Annotated in this window: 13 protein-coding genes; 5 read left to right on the top strand and 8 right to left on the bottom strand. The window is 73.0% G+C overall.

The genetic code is table 11. The features are described from left to right. Window positions 1-10 precede the first annotated feature (10 nt). The 5 genes from ACFWHU_RS05480 (at window position 11) to ACFWHU_RS05460 (ending at window position 5,482) form a co-directional block, all read left to right on the top strand. Entirely contained in the window at window positions 11-346 is a 336-nt protein-coding gene (locus ACFWHU_RS05480) for an RNA polymerase-binding protein RbpA (RefSeq protein WP_384258720.1), read from the top strand. Window positions 347-538: 192 nt separating this feature from the next. Continuing rightward, the gene (locus tag ACFWHU_RS05475; RefSeq protein WP_387224454.1) at window positions 539-1,720 is read left to right on the top strand and encodes an MFS transporter; all 1,182 of its coding nucleotides are present in this window, start codon (window positions 539-541) and stop codon (window positions 1,718-1,720) included. 69 nt (window positions 1,721-1,789) lie between these two features. Next, complete coding sequence (pgi, locus tag ACFWHU_RS05470; RefSeq protein WP_387224066.1) at window positions 1,790-3,469, top strand: glucose-6-phosphate isomerase; 1,680 nt, start codon at window positions 1,790-1,792, stop codon at window positions 3,467-3,469. A gap of 4 nt (window positions 3,470-3,473) precedes the next feature. After that, window positions 3,474-3,971 (top strand): PH domain-containing protein, encoded by a 498-nt coding sequence (locus ACFWHU_RS05465; RefSeq protein ID WP_387224065.1) that lies wholly within the window; start codon window positions 3,474-3,476, stop codon window positions 3,969-3,971. Further along, window positions 3,968-5,482 carry a PH domain-containing protein gene (locus ACFWHU_RS05460; RefSeq protein WP_387224064.1) on the top strand — a complete coding sequence of 505 codons (1,515 nt, stop codon included), beginning with the start codon at window positions 3,968-3,970 and terminating at the stop codon, window positions 5,480-5,482. The genes ACFWHU_RS05465 and ACFWHU_RS05460 overlap by 4 nt, the downstream gene beginning before the upstream one ends. Window positions 5,483-5,559: 77 nt before the next feature. Here the strand turns inward: ACFWHU_RS05460 and ACFWHU_RS05455 are convergent, their stop codons facing one another. From ACFWHU_RS05455 to zwf, 8 genes are all read right to left on the bottom strand, one after another. Continuing rightward, window positions 5,560-7,488: a hypothetical protein gene (locus ACFWHU_RS05455; protein ID WP_387224063.1), complete on the bottom strand. Its 1,929-nt coding sequence runs from the start codon at window positions 7,486-7,488 to the stop codon at window positions 5,560-5,562. After that, complete coding sequence (locus ACFWHU_RS05450; protein WP_387224453.1) at window positions 7,485-11,219, bottom strand: DUF5682 family protein; 3,735 nt, start codon at window positions 11,217-11,219, stop codon at window positions 7,485-7,487. Before ACFWHU_RS05450 ends, ACFWHU_RS05455 begins: the two co-directional genes overlap by 4 nt. Window positions 11,220-11,233: 14 nt before the next feature. Next, window positions 11,234-12,412, bottom strand: a complete 1,179-nt coding sequence (locus tag ACFWHU_RS05445; protein WP_387224062.1) for an AAA family ATPase — start codon at window positions 12,410-12,412, stop codon at window positions 11,234-11,236. A gap of 237 nt (window positions 12,413-12,649) precedes the next feature. After that, window positions 12,650-17,770, bottom strand: a complete 5,121-nt coding sequence (locus ACFWHU_RS05440) for a DNA-binding protein (protein WP_387224061.1) — start codon at window positions 17,768-17,770, stop codon at window positions 12,650-12,652. Beyond that, on the bottom strand, window positions 17,767-18,633 hold the full coding sequence (locus ACFWHU_RS05435) for a DUF4132 domain-containing protein (RefSeq protein WP_387224060.1): 867 nt from the start codon (window positions 18,631-18,633) through the stop codon (window positions 17,767-17,769). The genes ACFWHU_RS05440 and ACFWHU_RS05435 overlap by 4 nt, the downstream gene beginning before the upstream one ends. A 210-nt stretch (window positions 18,634-18,843) precedes the next feature. Continuing rightward, complete coding sequence (gene pgl / locus ACFWHU_RS05430; RefSeq protein ID WP_385794754.1) at window positions 18,844-19,626, bottom strand: 6-phosphogluconolactonase; 783 nt, start codon at window positions 19,624-19,626, stop codon at window positions 18,844-18,846. Continuing rightward, window positions 19,623-20,660 (bottom strand): glucose-6-phosphate dehydrogenase assembly protein OpcA, encoded by a 1,038-nt coding sequence (gene opcA / locus ACFWHU_RS05425; protein WP_387224059.1) that lies wholly within the window; start codon window positions 20,658-20,660, stop codon window positions 19,623-19,625. The genes pgl and opcA overlap by 4 nt, the downstream gene beginning before the upstream one ends. Further along, entirely contained in the window at window positions 20,657-22,189 is a 1,533-nt protein-coding gene (gene zwf, locus ACFWHU_RS05420) for a glucose-6-phosphate dehydrogenase (protein ID WP_078077914.1), read from the bottom strand. The genes opcA and zwf overlap by 4 nt, the downstream gene beginning before the upstream one ends. Between the last annotated feature and the right edge of the window lie 2 nt (window positions 22,190-22,191).

The raw sequence follows: 22,191 nt of genomic DNA, 5'->3' as shown, positions 1-22,191 counted from the left end.
AGTTACGACCGTGGCAAGTGGCAACGCGATCCGGGGAAGCCGGGTCGGAGCGGGGCCGATGGGTGAGGCCGAGCGTGGCGAGTCCGCGCCACGCCTGCGCATCTCCTTCTGGTGCTCCAACGGGCACGAGACGCAGCCGAGCTTCGCCAGTGACGCACAGGTTCCGGACACGTGGGACTGCCCACGGTGCGGATTCCCGGCCGGCCAGGACCGGGACAATCCGCCGGACCCACCGCGCACAGAGCCGTACAAGACACACCTCGCCTACGTACGAGAACGGCGCAGCGACGAGGACGGCGAGGCGATCCTCGCCGAAGCCCTCGCCAAACTGCGGGGCGAAATCTAGTTTTTGATCCGGCCGGGCACCCAAAGGTGTCCGGCCGGAGCCGCTTTCGCGGACGGCCGATTGTCAGTGCCATCCCCTACGGTCCGAACAGGATGACCGAGAGGGTGAGTTGTGACGACGGACGAAGCGGCGGCGAGCGGGCCGGCGACCGACGAAGAGGCGCCGGCGGAAGAGACCGCGGCGCGGGCGCGGGTGCCCGCGTGGCGCGGGGGATTCGGACGGCTGTGGGGCGCGGCCGTCGTCTCCCGGTTCGGGGACTCGCTGCGTACCGCCGCGCTGCCGCTGCTCGCGGCCTCGTTGACCGACGACCCGCTGCTCATCGCCTCGGTGACCGCCTGCGGCTATGTGCCCTGGCTGCTGTTCGGACTGCTGGGCGGCGCCGTCGCCGACCGGGTGGACCAGCGGCGCGCGATGTGGGCCGTCGACCTGGCGCGCGGCGTGCTGATGGCCGGCTTCGCGCTCGCCGTCGCGCTGGACCACGGCACGATCGCGCTGCTGCTCGTGCTCGCCTTCCTGCTGACCACCTTCCAGACACTCTTCGACAACGCGGCCACGGCCCTGCTGCCCGCCGTGGTCCCCCGTGACACGCTGGCCGGCGCCAACGCCCGCCTCATGACCGGACAGCAGGTCGCCAGCGGCTTCCTGGCGGCGCCGCTGGTGCCCGCGCTCCTGATCCTCGGCGCCTCCGCGCCGTTCGCGGCCAACGCCGCCACCTATGTCGTCGGCGCGCTGCTCATCGCCTCCCTGCGGACCGAAGCGCCGGCCAAGGCCCCGAAGGCGGCCGGCAGCACCCTGCGCGCGGAGATGGCGGACGGCATGCGCGCCCTGTGGCGGGACAGCACGCTGCGCGCCCTGTCCGTCGCGACCGCCCTGTCGAACATCGGCATGGGCGCCCTGATCGCGACCCTGGTCCTGCACGTCACCGGCTGGCTGGACGCGGGCAACAGCGGCTACGCGGCGGTCATCACAGCGTTCGGCGTCGCCAGTGTCGTCGGCGGACTTCTCGCACCGCGGCTCTCGGTCCGGATCGGGCGGATACGCAGCGTCCTGGTCGCCGGGATCGTCCAGACCTGCGCGCTGACCGTGCTCGGGACCGTCCGTGAACTCACCGCGGCCATCGCGGCCATGGCGGTGTTCGCGGTCATGGGCATGGTCTGGAACGTGAACCAGGCGACGCTGATCCAGGAGCGCAGCCCCGCCGAGATGCTGGGCCGGATCAGCTCCGCCTTCCGCACGCTCGCCGTCGCGGGGGCACCGTTCGGCGCGCTGCTCGGCGGGCTGGTGGCGGGCACCTGGGGACTCAACGCGCCCGCGCTGCTCGCTGCCGGTGCGTTCACGCTCGCTGTCGCGTCGCTCGGCGCTCTGATCAATTAGGTTGGGAGGGCAGCTGGGCACCGCACTCACGCAGGCAGTCACGTACGAGTAGAAGTGGGCTGAAGCAAGATGTCCGAGAACAAGGCAGAAGGCCGCGCCAGGCTCAACCGGATGCCCCAGTGGAGCGCGCTGGGAAAGCATCGTGAGCAGCTGGGGGAGACGAGTCTGCGGGAGCTGTTCGCCGAGGACCCGGCGCGCGGCACCCGCTACACCCTCCAGGTCGGTGACCTCTACCTGGACTACTCCAAGCAACTGGTGACGGACGAGACGCTCACACTCTTGCGCGAACTGGCGGCGGCCACGGGCGTCGCCGAGCTGCGGGACGCGATGTTCCGCGGCGAGAAGATCAACACCACCGAGGACCGGGCGGTGCTGCACACCGCGCTGCGCGCCCCGCGCGACGCGGTCGTCGAGGTCGACGGCGAGAACGTCGTGCCCGGTGTGCACGCCGTCCTCGACAAGATGGCCGCCTTCGCCGAGAAGGTCAGGGCGGGCGAATGGCTCGGCCACACCGGCCGGCCCGTCCGCAACGTCGTCAACATCGGGATCGGCGGCTCCGACCTCGGCCCCGCGATGGCCTACGAGGCGCTGAGGTCCTTCACCGACCGCGATCTGACGGTCCGTTTCGTGTCGAACGTCGACGGCGCCGACCTGCACGAGGCCGTACGCGATCTGGACGCCGCCGAGACGCTGTTCGTCATCGCGTCCAAGACCTTCACCACCATCGAGACCATCACCAACGCCACCTCGGCCCGCAACTGGCTGCTGACCGAGCTCCAGAGCGATCAGGAGGCAGTGGCCAAACACTTCGTGGCGCTGTCCACGAACGGCGAGAAGGTCGCCGACTTCGGCATCGACACGACTAACATGTTCGAGTTCTGGGACTGGGTCGGCGGCCGGTACTCGTTCGACTCCGCCATCGGGCTCTCGCTGATGATCGCCGTCGGACCCGACCGCTTCCGCGAGATGCTCGACGGCTTCCACCTCGTGGACGAGCACTTCCGCACCGCGCCCGCCGAGTCCAACGCACCGCTGCTGCTCGGTCTGTTGGGGGTCTGGTACGGGGCGTTCTTCGACGCCCAGTCGCATGCCGTCCTGCCGTACAGCCACTACCTGTCCCGGTTCACCGCGTATCTCCAGCAGCTCGACATGGAGTCCAACGGCAAGTCCGTGGACCGCGACGGCGAGCCCGTGGAGTGGCAGACGGGACCGGTCGTCTGGGGCACCCCCGGCACCAACGGCCAGCACGCGTACTACCAGTTGATCCACCAGGGTACGAAGGTCATCCCCGCCGACTTCATCGGCTTCGCCCGGCCCGTCGACGACCTCCCGCACGGGCTGATCTCCCAGCACGACCTGCTGATGGCCAACTTCTTCGCCCAGACCCAGGCGCTCGCCTTCGGCAAGACGCCGGAGGAGGTCCGGGCCGAGGGCGTCCCCGACGACCTCGTGCCGCACAAGACCTTCCGGGGCAACCACCCGACCACCACCATCCTCGCCGAGTCCCTGACCCCCTCCGTACTCGGCCAGCTCATCGCGCTGTACGAGCACAAGGTCTTCGTCCAGGGCGCGGTGTGGAACATCGACTCCTTCGACCAGTGGGGCGTGGAGCTGGGCAAGGTCCTGGCCAAGGAGATCGAGCCGATCCTCACCCAGATCGACGGCGGACGGGAAAGCCCGGCCGACCGGCCGCTGGACGCCTCGACGGCGGAGCTGGTCGAGAAGTACCGGGCGCTGCGGGGGCGTTGAGCCGATGACGGAGGGGGAGCGGCGGCTCAGGCCGCCCAGCAACACGCTGAACGAGAGGGCGGTCGGCTGGTGGCGGGCGCAGTGGCTGCTGCTCACCCTGGCGCCGGTGGCCGTCCTCGCGGTGCTCGGCGCGCTCATAGCCCCGGCCCGCACCTGGCTGCTGGTGCCCGCGGCCGTCCTGGCGGTGCTCGGCCTGGTCTGCGCGGTGGTCATGCCGATCTGGTGGTTCCGGGTGCACCGCTGGGAGGTGACGGACGAAGCGGTCTACGTCCGTACCGGCTACTTCTGGCAGGAGTGGCGGATCGCGCCGATGTCCCGGATCCAGACCGTGGACACCGTACGGGGGCCGCTGGAGCAGCTGTTCAAGCTCTCCACCGTCATCGTCACCACCGCCTCCTCCAAAGGAGCCGTACGGATCGAAGGGCTCGGCCATGAGCTGGCGGCCGAGCTGGCCGAGCGGCTGACACACATCACGCAGGCGACGCCCGGGGACGCGACGTGAGCACCGCCTCCGTTCCCGCGCCGGGTGAGGAGTGGCGCAAGCTCGACAGGCGCACCCTGCTCGTGACCGCCGCCGTCATGACCGGCGTCGCGACGGGCGCGGGAGTGCCCACCGCCGTCGCTCTGTCCGGCGGTATGGGGGCGGGCCGCGCGCTCGCCTGGGTACTGCCCGCGGCCCTGCTGCTGATCGCCTGCGGCCTCGGCGGCGACTACGTCCGCTGGCGCCGGACCCGCTACCGCATCGGCCCCGACCGGGCCGAACTCCACACCGGCCTGCTCCTGGTCAAACGCCGCTCACTGGGCCGCGAACGGATCAGGAGCGTCGATCTGACGGCCAACCTCCTGCTGCGGATCCTCGGCCTGGTGAAGGTCCGGATCGGTACGGGCGAGCAGACCGGCGGCGAGTCCACCCTGGAACTCGATCCGGTCACCCGCGCGGAGGGTGAGCGCCTCCGTACGGAACTGCTGGACCGCACCCCCTCCGACACCGCCGGAGCGCACCGGGACGGCCGGCTGGCCGTTCTCGACCCCCGCTGGATCCGGTACGCGCCCCTCTCCTTCGTCGCGCCCCTGCTGGGCGGCGCGGCGGCCGGCGGTGTGATGCAGGTCAGTGAATGGTTCGGGGTCCAGCACGAGGTGATCGACTGGATCGGCGACCGGTTCCGGGAGACCTCGATCCTCACGATGATCGTGGTTCTCGTCGTCGCGGCGCTCCTCGCGGGCATAGTCGGCTCGCTCGGCCTCTGGGTCGAGATGTGGTGGAACTACCGGCTGGAGCGCGAGCCCGGCGGCACTCTGCGCGTCCGGCGCGGCCTGTTCACGTCACGGTCCGTCTCCATAGAGGAGCGCAGGCTGCGGGGCGTGGAGCTGGTCGAGCCGCTGGGCGTGCGGCTGGTCGGCGCCGCGCGGGTCGACGCCGTCGCCACGGGGCTCGCGCAGGACGACGACGACAAGCACACCGACCTCAAGACGCTCCTGCCGGCCGCGCCGAGGGCCGCAGCGGACGAGGTGGCCGCGCAGGTCCTGCGCGAGACGACGTCCCCGACCGGCACGGCCGGACTGACCGCGCACCCGCTCGCCGCGCGCGGCAGGCGGCTGCGCTGGGCCGTGGGCTCCGCGCTCGCGCCGGTGCTGGTCCTGCTGATTCTCGGCCTGCTCGTCAGCGACGTGCTGCTCTCCGTGGCCGCCGTCTGCGCGGTGGTGCTGCTGCCGGTCGCGGTGCTGCTCGCGCTCGACGCGTACCGCAACCTCGGTCATGGCCTCAGCGGCGGCTATCTGGTCGCCCGCTCGGGCACGGTCCGCCGTTCGACCGTCGCGCTCCAGCGGGGCGGTGTCATCGGCTGGACGGTCAGGCAGTCGTACTTCCAGCGCCGGGCCGGGCTGTTGACGCTCACGGCGACGACGGCGGCGGGGGACGGGGCGTACGACGTGTACGACGCGGCGGAGGGTGAGGGGCTGGCGTTCGCGGCGCAGGCCGTGCCGGGGCTGCTGGAGCCGTTCCTGGAGAAGTAGCGGGACCGCTGTGCGGGGCCCTTGGCGTGTGCCCCCGATCGCCGGGTGGGCCGCTGAGCGGCCCACCCGGCGGGGAGTCACTGCGCGGCCCAGCTCGCCTGGACCAACGCCCTTTCCGTGCTGGTGAGATGGAAGGACGCGGCGAGCCAGGCGGACGCGTAGCGGTCCGTCTCGTCGTCGCGGATCCGGCCGAAGGTGTCGCGGGTGCGACGGTCCGCCTCGAAGCTGAGAGCGCCGGTCAGCTCGGCGGCGGTGTGGAAACCGGTGGCCCGGAGCGCGGCGGCGTCGCCGCGGGAGCCGCCGTTACGGGCGGACTCGGCGACCGCCCGGCGCCCGCCCGCGACGGCGAGTTCGGTCAGGCGCCGTACACGCCAGACGGGGGAGTCGGCCAGCACGTCGGGCCCGGTGCGCTCCGGCTCGTTCGGGGGACAGACATCGGCCGGCGGGAGATGCGCCCCCTGGAGACGGTCGTAACCGAGGTCGGCACGGTCCAGCCACTCCGGGGGCAGACGCAGGCTCGCCTCGACACCTGGCACCGGCCCGACAGCCAGCGGACGAAGGGTCGCCGCGCGATCGGGGTCCACCCGGCCCACCACTCGGACACGGAGGCCGGGCCGGGTGGCGAGGCGCCGCAGATTGGCCGTGTGGGCGAGGTCCGGATGCGGGTGGGCGGCCATCAGACGGATCAGCGGCCCGGTCGGCAGGTCGGCGTCCGGGTGCGGCAGTTCACGGGCGAGGAGTTGATCGCCGACGGCGCCGGTGATCACCAGGTCGCAGCCGATCGGTTCGCCGATCCGCGTGGCCTGCTCCTCTCCCGTACCGGCCTCGGTGGAGAGCAGCTCGGCCACGGTCTCGGCCGGTCGGCGGCCGAACAGGGCGGCGGCCGGTCCGGAGGACCAGGGCAGACCGGCGACCGGGCTGGACCGGACACCCTTGCCGGAGCCGAGCCGGCCGTCGGGGGAGATCGTCGCGCCATTGATCAACAGACCGCCGCGCGAGAGCTGGGCGTGGTCGAGGACCGTCGCGCCGACGGTGACCGGGGCCGTCGCCGCGCCCCGCGCGCGTGCCGAACCGCCGGGTTTGACGTCGGCCACGGAGAACCAGCGGTTGTCGTCGCTGACGAGATGGGTGACCACGCCCCCGTACCCGGTGGCGCTGATCACGGGCTCCCGGCAGACGCCGTGGACGCGTAGCGCACCCCCCGGCCGGTAGCCGCGCCGCGCGGTGCCGATCAGTTCGGGGGAGCCGTCGCCCGCCGCCAACAGAGCGGTGGTGAGCAGGAGTTCACGCAGCGCCGAGACCAGGTCGGCCAGCGGGTGGCCCGCGTGGCCCACGCGGGCTTCGCGCAGGCCGCGCACCACGCGCAGGGCGGCGGCCTCGGCGCGGTGCAGTCCGGCCAGCCGGGCGGTGTGGGCGGCGCGCAACAGCTCCGCCTGGGGTATCGCACCGGCGGCGGGCACACCGGCCGCGAGCACGGCCGTGGCGGCGGACCACAGCCCGGACGCGGCGGTGATCCGGGCGGGGCTGAGAGGAGCGGCGGGTGCGGCGGGCGTGGTGGACGCTGCGGATGCCGGTGTCTCGGTCTCGGCGGTGACCGGCGCCGGGGCGGCGTTCTCTCCGGTGCCTTCGGTGCCTTCGGTGCTTTCGTTGTCTTCGGCTGCCGGTTCGGGCGTGGTCTCCGGGTCGGCCACCGGGCATGCCCCGAGGACGGCCGCCAGGTGCAGACAGCGCGGCGCGAGCAGGCAGGTGCACCGTGCCTGGGCGGGGTCGCTGACCGTTCCGGACGGGCCGGGGGAGAGGATGACCACCGCGTCCTCGCCGCATCTCACACTGATGCCGACGTCGCCCTCGCCGTCGGGGGCGGGCGTGGTCGGCGGCACGGCCGCGTACCGCTCGATCGCCGCGTCGAGCTTCTTGCTCAGCCGGGAGGTCAGACTCTCCACCGCACCGGCGACCACCTCCGCGGCGACCGGTGGCAGCGGGACGGTCTGGAGGGACGACGTCATCGGTTCTCCCCGCGGAGTCGGTCGCCCACCCAGCGGGCGAGGGCGAGAGGGCTGAGGGCGGCGACCGGCATTCCGGCCGCCACGAGCTGCTGCGCGACCGGCACCGAGTAGCGCGGTGCGCCGGTGTCGTCCAGGGCCGCGCAGCCCATGAGATGGACGCCGGACGCGGCGAGTGAACGCACCTCACCGAGCAGCCCGCCCACTCCGTAGCCCTCCTCGAAGTCGCTGACGACCACGACTAGGGTGCGGCTCGGCACGGTCACCAGGGAACGGGCGTGGGCGAGCCCTGCCGCGATGTGCGTACCGCCGCCGACACGTACCTCAAGGAGCAGCGACAGCGGATCGGCGACCCGGTCCGTCAGGTCGATCACCTCGGTGGAGAAGGTGAGGAAGTGGGTGGAGAGGGTGGGCACGCCGCCCAGGACGGCGGCGGTCAGCGCGGACCAGATGACCGATGCCTCCATCGATCCGGACACGTCGACCACGAGGATCAGCCGCCAGTCCGACTCGCGGCTCGTGCGGGTGCTGAACACCGGATTCTCCGGGATGACGACGGTTCGTCCGTCGTCGAGGCGGCGCGTGTGGGCCAGATTGGCCCGCAGAGTGCGCGGCAGATCGAGCTTGCCGCCGGAACGGCGGGTCGGGCGGGGGTTCGCGAGACCGGTGAGGGTCGGGCGCAGCCGGGTGGCGAGCTCCTTCGCGAGCTCGTCGACGAGTCGGCGCACGAGTGGCCGCAGCTTCGAGAGCTGCTGTTCGGGCATGCCCCCGGCCAGTGAGAGGACCGATGTGAGCAGTTCGATCGACGGTCTGACGTGCGCGGGGTCGAGTTCGGCGATGACCTCCGTACGACCGGCGTCCGCCGCCCTGGCGAGAACCTCCTCGCGGACGTCCGTGGTGAACAGGGCGTCGAGTTCCTCCGCCCATTCACGGGCGGTGGGGAAGGACCTGCCCCGACCGCCCGCGTCGCCGCCCGCGCCGGGCGGCCCCGACGCGATGTCGGCGGAGCCTTCGCCGCGCCCGGCGCCGTACAGCTCGTCCAGCGCGTACGCGTAACGGCGGGCGTCGTCGGGGAGTCGGTCGGTCTCCCGGCCGAGGAGCAGTCGCCAGCGGTCGGCGGGCGCGAGGCGCCGGGTCTCGTCCACGGGGCCGGTACGCGCGAGCCCGGGTCCCGTCGAAGGAACCTCCGAAGGCACTCCCGAGGGCACCCCGGACGGCACCTCCGAAGCCGTCTCCGACGGCACTCGCCCGGCCAGTCCCAGGGCTGGCAGCTTCAGCGCCGTCAGCGCGGCGAGTCCGGCGGCGTCCGCCGCCGTCCAGAGCGCGACCAGTTCAGGCGGCGCGCTCAGCGTCAGGTCCGGGCGGTCGCCGAGGCGTTCGGTGACCGTACGGAGCAGCCGGCCCCGGTCGGCGGGCGTGAGGATGTCGAACCCACCGCGCAGCGCCGGGAGCCGCTGGAGGAATCCCTGGTCGGGAAGGGCGTCGATCCGGTCCAGAAGCGGCGTGAGAGCGGCCTCGGCGGACTGTAGGAGCGGTCCTGCGGCCGTCAGCAGGCCGGTGAGCAGCCCGGAGAGGCGGCGCCGTTCGTCCGGTCCGGTGGCCCTGTCGATCCAGCTCGCGACCCGGTCACCCATGGCCGGCGGCGCGTCGAGGTCGAGCAGGACCCGTGTCGCCGCCGCGGCTCCCTGGATGACCGGTGAACCGGTCGTCGCCAGGGTACTCAGCGCGTCGTCCATCCGCAGCCCGAGGCGGTGCTCGCCGGCCCGGGTGGCGAGAGCGACGAGGGCGACGGCGTCCTGCGGGTCGTCACTGCCCGCGAGACCGGGGAGTCCGCGTACGGCGGCCTCCAGCAGGACCACGGCGAGTTCGGAGGCCGCACGCCGGCTTTCCGCGGTGGTGCCCGGCAGATGTCCCTGCCGGAGGGAGTGCAACAGATCGAGGGCGTCGAGGAGTTCGGGCAGCGCGGCCGACGACGGCAGCACGTCGGCGGCCTCGGCGAGGCGGTCGGATACCAGCTCCGGCAGATCGCACCGTGCCGCGTCACGCAGTCCGGTGAGTATCTGCGCGGCGGTGGGCCCGCCCTCCGTGCCCTGCGTGTGCGCGGTCTCGCGCAGCTTTCCCGCCGCGGCGACGGCCGCGGTGACACCGCGGACGCCCACCAGATCGAGCCGGGCAGGGACGACCGGTGTCCATGACGCCTGCCACCGGGTGCTCAGACCGGCGGAATCGCCCGTCCGGGCCACCTCACCGGGGGTGCAGTAGCCGACGTCGCAGACCTGGAGGCGGTTCAGCAGGACCTCGCGTCGCCCGTCCAGCTCCGACCGGAGCGGGTCGAGACGTACCTCGCGGGGCTCGGGGCTCTCCGGGCCCGGGAGCCGCAGCGCGGTGAGTTCGGCCTCGACGGCCGGGCCGAGCCCGGACCGTGGCGTACCGGGCGCGACGCGGCCCCGGTCGGTGCCCACCAGGACCGTTTCGAGGGCCCGCGCCAGGGCCCGGCCCCGGCCGAGGGGTTCGCCCTGGCCGAGGACGGTCGTCACGGCCTCGAGCAGCTCGCCGCGTCCGGGGGCGGGCAGCGACCTCAGCCGTGCGAGGTCGTCGGCGAGCCGCAGGGTCTCGACGGCCTCGCCGGTGCCGGCGGTGTGCCCGGCGGACCGCATCGTCCGGCACAGCCCGGTGATGGCGGTGGCCGCGGCGTCACGTACCCGCTCGGGCACCCCACCGGCCGTGAAGACGGCCTGCTGCCAGCGCGGATCCCGGATCCCGGCGGGGTAGCCGGAGCGGGAGTCGAGCAGGGCGAAGGTGTACGGCACGAGAGAGGTGACGGGCGCGGTACCGGCGTCACCGGCTCCACCCGCTCTGGACGACGGACCGGGCGTGGCGCCACGGCCTGCCGCCGCGAGCGGACCGGGCGTCGGGGCTCCGACGGCGTCGGCCTGCCCGTCGGCGCTGTCGTTCTCGCCGCTCCCGGCCCGCGGCTCCCCGCGCGGCGTCGCCAGCGCCGGTGCGTGGAAGGCGCCGACGACCGCCGCCACCCGGCGGGTACCGCCCGCCGCCTCGGCGATCACGCGGCGCATGTGCTCCTCGCGGGCGAGGTCGGACGAGGCCACCCCACCCCGCGCCGACGCGTCGCGGCGCAGCGCCCAGCCCACACCGAGTGCGGCGCGCCTTATGGCCTCCGGCTCGCAGCCGGGCGCGCGGACCTCGACCGTTCGGTCCCACAGGTCGTCGCCCTCGCGGCCGGTGCCGGATGAGCCGAGTGCGGCGGCGAAGGCCGGTCCGGGCAGCTCCCGCCCCGGACCGGCGTCAGGACCGGCATCCGGATCGGAGTCAGGCCCCGTCGCCGTCCAGCCCGGATCGGACAGGGGCAGGTCGCAGCAGCGCACTTCGACGCCGTGGTCCCTGGCCCACCGGACGGCCGCGAGTTCCGGCGAGAAGTCGGCGAACGGGTAGAAGCCGAGCCGCCCGTCCGGATCGGCCCCGGCGAGCGCCACCGGCGCCACCGTGCCCCGGTCCGCGAGATGGGTCAGCCACGGCTGGAAGTCGGCCGGCAACTCGACGCAGACCACGTCGGCTCCCGAGGCGTCCAGCAACGCGGGCAGCACGGCGGCCAGCGCGGGGCTGTGGTGCCGTATCCCGAGCAGATACGGCTCCACGGAGCCCGCGAGCGCGTCCACCACCTCCCGCGGATCGTCGCCGGAGCCGTCGGCGGCACTTTCGTGTGCGGTGGTGTCCACCGCCGGGGCGCCGCTCAACGCAGGTTCTCCCGGAGGTCCCAGAGCCGGCGCCACATCTCGGCGCCGTCCTCGGCGCGGCGGCGTACCGGACCGTCCCAGTAGCCCAACAGCCGTCCGTGGTCGGCCTGGTCGTCCTTGAGGACCACACCGAGCAGATGGCCGGGCACCAGGTCGAGCGGATCCCCGCCGGGCAGATAGGCCGCCGCCACCCCGAGCGAGGCGGCGACCTGCACGGCCTCTGCGGTGGACATCACCGTGCCCGGCCGCTCCACGTCCCAGCCCTCGGCCGACCGGCCGTTGCGCAGATCGCGGAAGACGGTCACCAGCACGTCCAGCACGGCGTCGTCCACCGCGTACGCCGTGCCCGCGCGCTCCACGGCCGCCGTCGCCTGGCCCCGTACGAGCGCGGTCTCGGCGTCCGCGTCGGCGATGGGGTGGATCGTCTCGAAGTTGAAGCGCCGCTTGAGCGCGGCCGACATCTCGGAGACGCCCCGGTCGCGGAGGTTGGCCGTCGCGATCACGCTGAAGCCGGGGACGGCCGCGGCCTGCGCGTCGTCCGTGCCCGCGAGTTCGGGCACGCTGAGCCGCCGGTCGGACAGGATCGACACGAGCGCGTCCTGCACCTCCGGCAGACAGCGGGTGATCTCCTCGATCCGGGCGACCCGGCCGGTCCGCATGGCCGTGAGCACGGGCGAGGCGACCAGTGCCTGCGGTGTGGGGCCCTGGGCGAGCAGCAGCGCGTAGTTCCAGCCGTAGCGGAAGGCATCCTCGGTGGTGCCGGCGGTGCCCTGCACGGTGAGGGCGCTGGTGCCGCTGACGGCGGCGCTCAGCAGCTCGGAGAGCATCGACTTCGCGGTGCCCGGCTCGCCGACGAGCAGCAGGCCGCGTTCGCCTACGAGGGTGACCACGCACCGCTCGACCAGGGCGCGTTCGCCGATGAACTTGCCGGTGATGGTCAGCCGGGCGGGCAGCCCGGCGTGGGTCCCGGGCAGCCGCAGGGCTTCGTCTCCGCTGCCGCAGATGAAGGTGACCACCGCGCGCGGGGTGAGTGCCCAGCCGGGCGGGCGCGGGCCGTCGTCGTACGCGGCGAGAAAGGCGAGTTCGGTGGCGTACCGCTCCTCGGCCGGCAGCGACTGCCGGGTCGCGGGGGCCGTCTCCCGGCTCTCTGCCAGGGTGTCTGTCCGGGTGGTCATGCGCAGTAGTCCTTGTTCGGTGCGGGCGCGTCGCGCGGCATGGCGCCACGTCCCGCAGGGGGTAAGGGTTCGGCCGGGCCGAGTGCCGGGCCGGAGTGTCGTGCGGTGTGACCGTCGGTGCTCGGGTGCTCGGGTGCTCGGGTGCTCGGGTGCTCGGGTGGGCGGTGGGTCGGTGGGCGGTGCCGGGCGGTCGGCGCGGGCGGGGCGACCTGCACCCCGCCCTCGCCGTACGTACGGTCAGCCCCGCCCGCTCCGCCGGGCCTTCAGCTCGTCGAAGCGAGGGGCGTCGCCGTCCTTGACCCGCTGCCAGGCCCGGCGGTAGAGGTCGGCCACCGGCTCGCTGGGCGCGATCACGCCCAGCGGCGCGCTTCCCCCGCCGGCCAGATCGAACAGCGGCAGCTTCCACCGCTCCAGCGACATGACCGCCGAATCGGTGACCGTCCAGCCGCCCGGCAGGAAGAGCGAGCGCCTGGCCCCGGTACGGGCCGCCCTGACCACCAGGTCGGTGGCCGCCAGTTCCTCACGCGCCGCCTCGATACGGGCGGCGCCGCCGCGCCGCCGCTTCCAGCCCGTCCACTTGGCGACGTTGGTGTCGGTCGGATCGGGCATCGCCAGCAGCATCAGATAGAGCACGGCCGCGTCCTCACCGATACCGAACTCCTTGGCGGCCTCCGTGACCAGATCGGGGACCGACCGGCCGGGATCCTGCGGATACCAGGTGCCGTCCTTGTCCCGCTCGCCGGCCGCCGGGTCACCCGGGTCACCGAGGAGCGCCGCGAAGTCCGGATCGCGGGCGACGCGCATACCGATCTCGACGGGGTAGAGCTTCTGGGTGTCCTGCGCGTCGGTGCGGCCGTAGCCGTCGCCGATGCCTCGCACCACCGGCAGATAGGGGTCGTCGCCGGCCGCGTCCAGCAGCGCGGGGCGAACGGCGGGATACGGCTGGTTGTCGTGGGTGCTCATGATCACCGCGCCGTAGCGTTCGTACCCCTCGCCGGTCTCGGTGGGGGCGCCGGCCGCCGCGCGGAACGCGGTCAGGCTCGCGTACCCGCCCAGGCGAAGCATCAGCTCCGGGTTGGCCAGCCGCTCCCGGACAGCGCTCACCACTCCCGGAAGCAGGGCCCGGACGGGATGGCCGGCCGGGAGCCGGTGGGCCAGCCACGCGGCCGTCGCGACAAGGGACTTCAGCGTGTCCGTGTCGAACACCGCGCGGTCCGGGCCGACGGGAGCGACGCTGTCCTGGTGGACCCGCCAGACCGCGTCGGTCGTCAGCCGCGGTTCGCCGGCCGGGTCGAGGAGCGCCCGCAGGGTCCGCTCCGGTGTCCAGTCCGACCGCACGGCCCGGACCGCCTTCGCCACGAGCAGCAGCAGCTCTTCCGGGACGGGTGTCCGCCGGCCCAGCTCGCTGTTCCAGACGTCGGCGGCGGCGGCCACGTCGGGTCCCTGCGTCCACAGCCGGGCGGGTTCGGCTGGCAGCAGCGCAGCCACGACGGCCCGTCGGACGCCGACGTCCACGCCACGCAGTTCGTCCCTGGCGAGAGCGGCGTTCGGGATCTTCAGGCCGAGTGTGTTCCGTACGTCCGTGGGCAGGAAGTCCTGCTCGTACGTGCACACGCGGGGCAGGCCGGCCACGATCAGCCCGGCCGCGGATTCCGTGACGCCGGTGAGCCGGGCGAACTCCTGGGCGGCGGCGGGGAACCAGGGTGCGGGCCCGCGCTCGGCCAGCTCCGCGCGGAAGGCCCCGAACCAGTCGCCGTCCCGGCCACCGCCGGTGCCGACCTCGCGAGGCGCGGAATTGACGGTGTACGGCGCGGGAACCTCGAAGCGGCCCGCCGGATCGTGGAACAGCGCGGTGAACTCGCGACGGGAACCGTCCCAGTACCCCGCGCGGACGAAGGCGAGGAACGCGCCGCCGGCCAGTGGCAGCACCCCCGACCAGTTCCCCCGCCGCTGGGTGCCGTCCGCGTCGACGAGCGCGCTCTCGTCGAGATGGAGCCGGCAGACGCGCCAGTGGCCGACGCTCTTGGCCGTGATGAGGCCGAGCGTGTCCAGCTCCGCCAGCAGCTCGTCCAGCGCTTCGCGGTGCTCCCGCTCCGTGGTCACCGAGGCGGCCCGGTACGCCGGCGCGGCCGGGGCGCCGAGAAGCGTTTCCCACTCGGTCCTGTCCACGGGCAGCGGCGACCCGTCGAGGTGGAGCCGGACGGCCTTCCCCGGCTCGGGCCGGTGCTCGGCAGGGCTTCCCAACACCTCACTGAGCGCACGGAGCTGACCGAAGAGGCTGTGCCTGCTGCCCCCGTACGACGAGAAGGAGCAGTCGTCCGCGAGTCCGTCGAGAGCCTCGCCGAGCAGCCCGTTCCCCGGGCCGACAGCCTCCGCCTTCGGCCGCTCGACCAGCGCCTTCTCCTCAAGGCGCGCCACGATCGCGTCCAGCTCGGCCTGCTGTCCGGCGGCGAACCGCACCACCCCGGCGGTCCCGGCCACCAGCGCCTCGTGGCTGACGGAGGGCAGCAACTCGCTTACCAGGGAGAGGAGTTCGTCCGTCCCCGGCTCCGTACTCGTGCCCGTCCCCCTTCCCGCGGCGGCGTCCTCCTTCGCCTTCTTGGCCTGCGCGACCGCCGCCGAGAGCAGCGTCGCCGCCGTGTCCCGGTCGATCCCGCGCAGCGCCTCGGAGCCCCGCGGGTCCCTGGCCCTGAGACAGTGCCAGTAGTTCTCCGGCGGCAGCAGCGCCGTGCCCGCCGCGAACGGCCCCGGCGCTCCGTCCACCCGCGCGTACGCCGTGACCGTGCCCTCCGGGTCGATCAGCCTGATCTCGGACCCGGCGCCACCGACGCCTCGGGGCCGGTCGTCGCCGGGGAACATCAGCGGGCGGGCCGGCCAACCGGCGTCATGGGGCAGTGTGGCGGTGTGCCCGGCCAGGTCCTCGCAGCGCCGCGAGCCGTCGAGCAGCCGCACCACCCGCCAGCCCAGCAGACCGCCCACGGGATGCGCACCGGGACCGGTCTTCGCCGACGGGGCGGGCAGCAGCACGCCACCGGCGAAGGTGCTGCCCTCCGGCGCGTCGCGCGTCGCCTCGGTGAAGAAGGCGGGCCTGCCGACGGCGAGGGGCTTGCCGGACTCCGGGTCCAGCTCGTGCAGAAGTACGGCGCCTTCGGCGTCCACCGACCTGGTCCAGTACCGCGTCCCGTCCGTGTGCACCGCCCTCTCGGCGGGCAGCGAGGTGTCCCCGGCGTACAGCACACCGTCGCCCGTGAGCCGCCCGCCGCCCGGCCTGGGCAGCGTGAACACCCCCAGGCCGTTGCCCAGTTGACCGACCTGGACGCCCCTGATGCCGTCGGCGGACTCCAGAGGAGCCGGGCTGTCGGCGGCGGTGTGCCAGTAGCCCTTCAGCACGTCGCCGTCGGAGTAGGCCCGCCAGTGGACGAGCAACTGCCCGTCGACGTAATGGAAACCCGGATGCCGGTACCAGCCGTACGCGTCGTCGGGGATACGCAGGTCATGTGTCAGTACCGCGCCGTCGGCGTCGAGCACCCGCGCCTGCGAGGCGCCCGCCACGATCAGATGAGGCCAGGCGTCGGCGAGGACGATCTTGTCCCGGTCCTCGGCCTTCGGAGCGAATGCCGCGATCGTCTCCTCCCAGGCGGGCCAGCCCAGTTCGTCGAAGATCCCGGCCCGCAGGGTCCGGACCAGCAGCGGGGCCAGATCGGTGGCGGCGGCGGCCCGCACATCCTCCTCGGCGAGAGCCAGTGCCACACCGGGAATCCGGCGCAGCCGCTCCAGACGGTCGGGCAGGCCGGGCAGCGCGTCGACGGAGAACTCCCGCGCGGTCGCCTTCATCCACTCCGCGAGCATCGGGCGCCCACCGGGGGAGTCGGCCAGCAGCCGGTAGGGCGCGATCTCGCCGCCGAGACTGTCCATCCCCGCCCCGAACGAAGGCCGAAAACGCTCGTCCGCCGCCAGCGCGAGCAGATCACGGCGGTCCGCGTCCCGGTCGGCGGCCCACCTGTCCAGATGCAGACGCAGGACCCGGCGCTCACTCCTCGGATCCGCGACCGGCACGTCCTGGGACAGCAGCAGGTCGAGAAGATCCACGTCCTCGTACGGGACGGGCAGAGCCGACACGGCTTCGGACCCGGCATCGGCTCCGGCCAGCTCCGTACGCAGTTGCCCGGCCGTCCGCTCCACGAGCGAGAGCAGCGCCGGCATCCGGGAGGCCGTCCGATGTGAGGAGGACCGGTACTTCGAGAACCGCAGATACCAGCCGACCGCACCGTCCTCCGGCCGCCGCTCGGCCGGCAGCGCGGCGTCCCACAGCCCTTCGGCCGCGCCGCACTCCTCCAGCAACTCCAGCCAGAACTCGGCGCATTCGTTGTCCTCGGGAAGCAGATTCAGCAGCGTCCCGCACGCCGAGGGCTCCCGCCGGGCCAGCGCGACAAGGGCTGAACGGTGCCCCTTCCACCAGCCGGGCGCCGCCCGCCGCGTCGCCGGAAGGGCGAGCAGCGCGGTCAGATACGCGCCCTCCGCCACCGCCGGGTCCGTCCCGACGGCCTTCGCCAGCCTGCGCAGATCGGTGGACATCTGGATCGACGGCTCGAACCCGGCCGCCGTACGCCGTACACACACCTCACGGAACCGGCTGTACGCCTCGTCGGCGGGCACCCGCTCCGCGAGCCCCCGCGCATGCCCGGTCAACGCCTTCACCGGCAGCGCCCCGGCCAGTGCGAACTCCAGGAACACCGCGTGCAGCCGCTCCTCGTCGACCGCCAGGCCGTACTGCCTCTCGGCGTCGCGGGCCCGCAGGAACATCTGCCCCGCGAACCCCGGGTTCTCGACCTCCGAGAAGACCCGCCCGGCGCGCTCGAAGAACGTCGGCAGGAAGTGCGGTACGGAGTCGGCCAGCCGCCCCGCGATCTGCTGGTACGAGGCCAGCGCCACCTTCGGTTTGGTCTTCGCCTGCCGGTCGGCCTTGTCCAGCTCAGGCATGAGCCCGAGTGCCTGACGGCCGTCCGCCGGGTGGTGCACCAGCACCCACTCCGGGAAGCTCAGCGACTGCCGCAGCCCCAGCCCGACCTCGGCGGGCTCGCCGTCCGGCTCCAGACCGAGGAAACCGGCGGCCAGGTCCTCCGCCGCTCCCAGCTCCCCGGCCACCAGCCGCACCACGACCCGGTCGTCGAGCCCAGGATGCCGGTAGGCGCGGGTGGTCAGCGGGACCGCCCGCTCGCCCGCGCCGTCGGTGCCGGGCGGCAGCACCGCTCCGGCCAGCAGCAACTGCTCGGCCGTGGCCCGCACTTCGGCCCCGGCTTCCGCGCTCCGATCCTGTGTCCCTGTCTCCGCCCGCACCGTTGCCCCCGTGTCACTCACGTGTTCTCCCCCTCTTCGACCGTGCGGCCGGCGTACAGCGCCGCGGCCATGCGCATCCCCTCGGACCAGGCGACCTGTCCGACCTCAGGCAGCCGCAGCGAGCGTCCGTCCACCACGCTCCAGGTCAGGTCGCCGGTCTCGGACTCCCCGTACCAGTACGGCTCCCCGATCCACACCGACGCCTCGGTGAGCGCCCCGGCCTCCCGTATCCGGCAGGTGGCGTAGCCGCCCGACACCCGGTAGCCGAGCGAGGTCGCCCGCGCCGCCAGACCGAACCGCGAGTCGTAGGCGCCACCCGCGAAGTCCGACACCGAGGTCGCCTTCTTGTCGAGGTCCGCCGGCTTGCGCCAGGTGGCCCGGTGGATCTGCTCGATTCCTTGGGTCAGGCCCAACTCGGCGGCGAACTCCCGCAGATCGTCCAGGTCCGGCAGCAGAACGGGGTGCGGCAGCGTCACCGTCTCCGGTGACAGCCGTATGGTCTCGCCGTCCGGATCGACCACCCGGAGTTCGCCGGAGCCGTTCGCGTCCCGGAGGAAGCCGACCTCGTCCGCACTCGCGCCCATCACCACCATGTCGCGCAGCCCGGCCTGCCACGCCTCGTCGGGCCACACCCGGCCCAGCAGCGCGGTGGGGACGGGCAGGGACGACACCATCCAGCCGTCCACCCGCGCCACACACTCCGTCGCGTGCCGGTCCAGCCATTCGGCGAGCTTGCGCAGCCGGTCCACCTCGGGATGTGTCTTCACCCCTTTGGGCAGCGTCTTCAACTGCCGCCCCGCGGCCCGCCCCGATGTGGACCTCGCGGTCACCCGGCCTTCCACCAAGGCGACTTCATACCCCTCGCCCGCCGACAGCCAGCCCATCACGCACGCACCTCTCCCCGTTCACGCATGGCGAATCCCGCAGGGGAAAGAACCCCGCACTGCGGTAGGGAAAGAACGCTACCGGGACCCACTGACAGCCAGGACCGCAGAAGACACCGGGGGCGAGACGCACCGCGGCCCGGTTCGTGTGCACGAACCGGGCCGCCGTATCAGCAATATGACGCTCCATCAGAAGCGCTGTCCCAGGATTCAGGCCGAACCCGTCGGGTACAGCGCGCGCGGCAGCTTCGACGCCGCCGCCTCGTCCAGCAGCCACAGCGTCCGCGCCCGCCCGTACGCGCCCGCCGCCGGCGCCTGGATCTCGCCCGCGCCGGAGAGCACGATCTCGGCGGCCTCCGCCTTGTCCTCGCCCGCCGCCAGCAGCCACACCTCGTGCGCCGCCCGGATCGCCGGGAGCGTCAGCGAGACGCGCAGCGGCGGCGGCTTCGGCGCGCCGCGCACCGCGACCACCGTGCGCTCGCTCTCGCGGACGCCCGGCAGTTCGGGGAAGAGCGAGGCCACATGGGTGTCCGGCCCGACGCCGAGCATCAGCACGTCGAAGGACGGGACCCGCGCGTGGTCCTCCGGCCGCGCCGCCGCGGCCAGTTCGGTCGCGTAAGCGGCCGCCGCCGCCTCGATGTCGGAGCCGTACGGCCCGTCCGACGCCGGCATCGTGTGCACCCGCGCGGGATCCAGCGGCACCGAGTCGAGCAGCGCCGCCCTGGCCTGGGTGTCGTTGCGCTCCGGGTCGCCGCCCGGCAGGAAGCGCTCGTCACCCCACCAGAGGTCGAGCCGGGTCCAGTCGACCGCGTCGCGGGCGGGCGCCCCGGACAGCGCGGCCAGCAGACCGTTGCCGTTGCGCCCGCCGGTCAGGACGATCGACGCGCTGCCGCGCGCGGCCTGGGCGTCCACGATCCTCGTGATCAGCCGGGCCGCCGCGGCCTGCGCCATCAGCTCCTTGTCGCGATGCACGACGAGTTGCGGAACGCTCACTTCGACGCCGCCTTCTTGGCGGCCGACCCGCGCGCGGGAGCCGCCTTCTTCGCCGCGGGAGCGTCGCTGTCGCTGTCGCTGTCGCTGTCGCCGTCGCCGTCCGCCTTCACCGGCTCCAGCCGGTCCACGCCGAACCGCAGCGTCGCCGCGTACGTGTCGTCCGGGTCCAGCCTGCGCAGCTCCTCGGCGATCAGCTCCGAGGTCTCCCGCCGGTTGAGCGCCACCGCCCGGTCCGGCTGGCCATCGATGGCCAGCGTCGCCAGCGAGCCGTCCGTCCGGCGGAGCTCGATCGGCCCGCAGTCGGTCTCCATCCGGACGGAGGTGAGACCGGGACCGGCCGAGACCGCGCGGGTGACGGGAACGTGCAGCCGCTCCGCGAGCCACATGCCGAGCAGCTCGCAGCTCGCGTTCAGCTCCTCGCCCTCCACCCGGACCGAGGTGACCTTGCAGTCGACCTGGTCCAGCGCGGCGGCCAGCATCGAACGCCACGGGGTGATCCGGCTCCAGGCCAGGTCCGTGTCGCCCGGTGTGTAGACGGCGGCACGGGCCTTGAGCTCCGCGATCGGGTTCTCGGCGGCGTACGTGTCCGTCACCCGGCGCTGGGCCAGCGTGCCCAGCGGGTCCTTCGCGGGGTTGTCGGGCGCGTTGGCCGCCCACCACACCACGACGGGCGCGTCGGGCAGCAGCAGCGGCAGGACGACCGACTGGGCATGCTCGATGACCTCGCCGTACAGCCGCAGTACGACCGTCTCGCCGGTGCCGGCCTCCACACCCACCCGCACCTCGGCGTCGAGGCGCGCCTTGGACCGGTCGCGCGCCGAGCGGGAGAACCGCTTGACGACGACCAGCTTGCGCGACGGGTGCTCGCGGGACGCCTCGTTGGCGGCCTTGAGCGCGTCGTACGCGTTCTCCTCGTCGGTGACGAGGACCAGGGTGAGGACCATGCCGACGGCCGGGGTGCCGATCGCCCGGCGTCCCTCGACCAGCGCCTTGTTGATCTTGCTGGACGTGGTGTCCGTAAGGTCGATCTTCATGGCCGACGCCAGCTCCGTCCGTGTCGTGCGAGCATTTCGTCCGCCTCGACCGGACCCCAGGTCCCGGACTCGTACTGCGCGGGCTTGCCGTGCTTGTCCCAGTAGTGCTCGATCGGGTCGAGGATCTTCCAGGAGAGCTCGACCTCCTCCGTACGGGGGAAGAGGTTGGAGTCGCCGAGCAGCACGTCGAGCAGCAGTCGCTCGTACGCCTCCGGGCTGGACTCCGTGAAGGACTCGCCGTAGGCGAAGTCCATCGAGACGTCCCGCACCTCCATCGCCGTGCCGGGCACCTTCGAGCCGAACCGCATGGTCACGCCCTCGTCGGGCTGGACCCGGATGACCAGGGCGTTCTGCCCCAGCTCCTCGGTGGCCGTGTGGTCGAAGGGCGAGTGCGGGGCGCGCTGGAACACGACCGCGATCTCGGTGACCCGGCGGCCGAGCCGCTTGCCGGTACGGAGGTAGAACGGGACGCCCGCCCAGCGGCGGTTGTCGATCTCCACCTTCACCGCGGCGTAGGTGTCGGTCTTCGACTTGGGGTCGATGCCGTCTTCCTCCAGATAGCCGACGGCTTTCTCGCCGCCCTGCCAGCCGGCGGCGTACTGCCCGCGCACCGTGTCCTTGCCGAGGTCGTGCGGCAGCCGTACGGCCCCGAGCACCTTGGTCTTCTCCGCGGCCAGGGCGTCCGCGTCGAAGGAGGCGGGCTCCTCCATCGCGGTGAGGGCGAGGAGCTGGAGGAGGTGGTTCTGGATGACGTCACGCGCCGCGCCGATGCCGTCGTAGTAGCCGGCCCGGCCGCCGATGCCGATGTCCTCGGCCATGGTGATCTGCACATGGTCGACGTACGACCGGTTCCAGATCGGCTCGAAGAGGGTGTTCGCGAAGCGCAGCGCCAGAATGTTCTGGACCGTCTCCTTGCCCAGGTAGTGGTCGATCCGGAAGACCTCGTTGGACGGGAAGACCTCGTGCACGACCTTGTTGAGCTCCTGGGCGGAGGTCAGGTCGTGGCCGAACGGCTTCTCGATGACGGCGCGCCGCCAGGAGCCCTCCTTCTGGTCGGCCAGCCCGTGCTTCTTTAGCTGCTTGACGACCTTGGGGAAGAACTTCGGCGGTACGGACAGGTAGAAGGCGAAGTTGCCGCCCGTGCCCTGCACCTTGTCGAGGTCCTCGATCGTGGACTTCAGATTCTCGAAGGCCTGGTCGTCGTCGAAGTCGCCCTGGACGAAGCGCATCCCCTGGATGAGCTGCTGCCAGACCTCCTCCCGGAACGGCGTACGGGCGTGGGCCTTGACGGCGTCGTGGACCTCCTGCGCGAAATCCTCGTCCTGCCATTCACGACGGGCGTAGCCGACGAGCGAGAAGCCCGGCGGCAGCAGACCGCGATTGGCGAGGTCATAGACGGCGGGCATCAACTTTTTACGGGACAAATCGCCCGTGACGCCGAAGATGACCAGGCCCGACGGCCCCGCGATACGCGGGAGCCGTCGGTCCGCGGCGTCACGAAGCGGATTCGCTCCGTGGGTTGCGGTCAAGG

The sequence above is a fragment of the Streptomyces sp. NPDC060366 genome, from assembly GCF_042725135.1.
GTDB lineage: Bacteria > Actinomycetota > Actinomycetes > Streptomycetales > Streptomycetaceae > Streptomyces.
The sequence above is the reverse complement of the archived record's forward strand: the minus strand, read 5'-3'. Positions and strand labels throughout refer to the sequence as shown.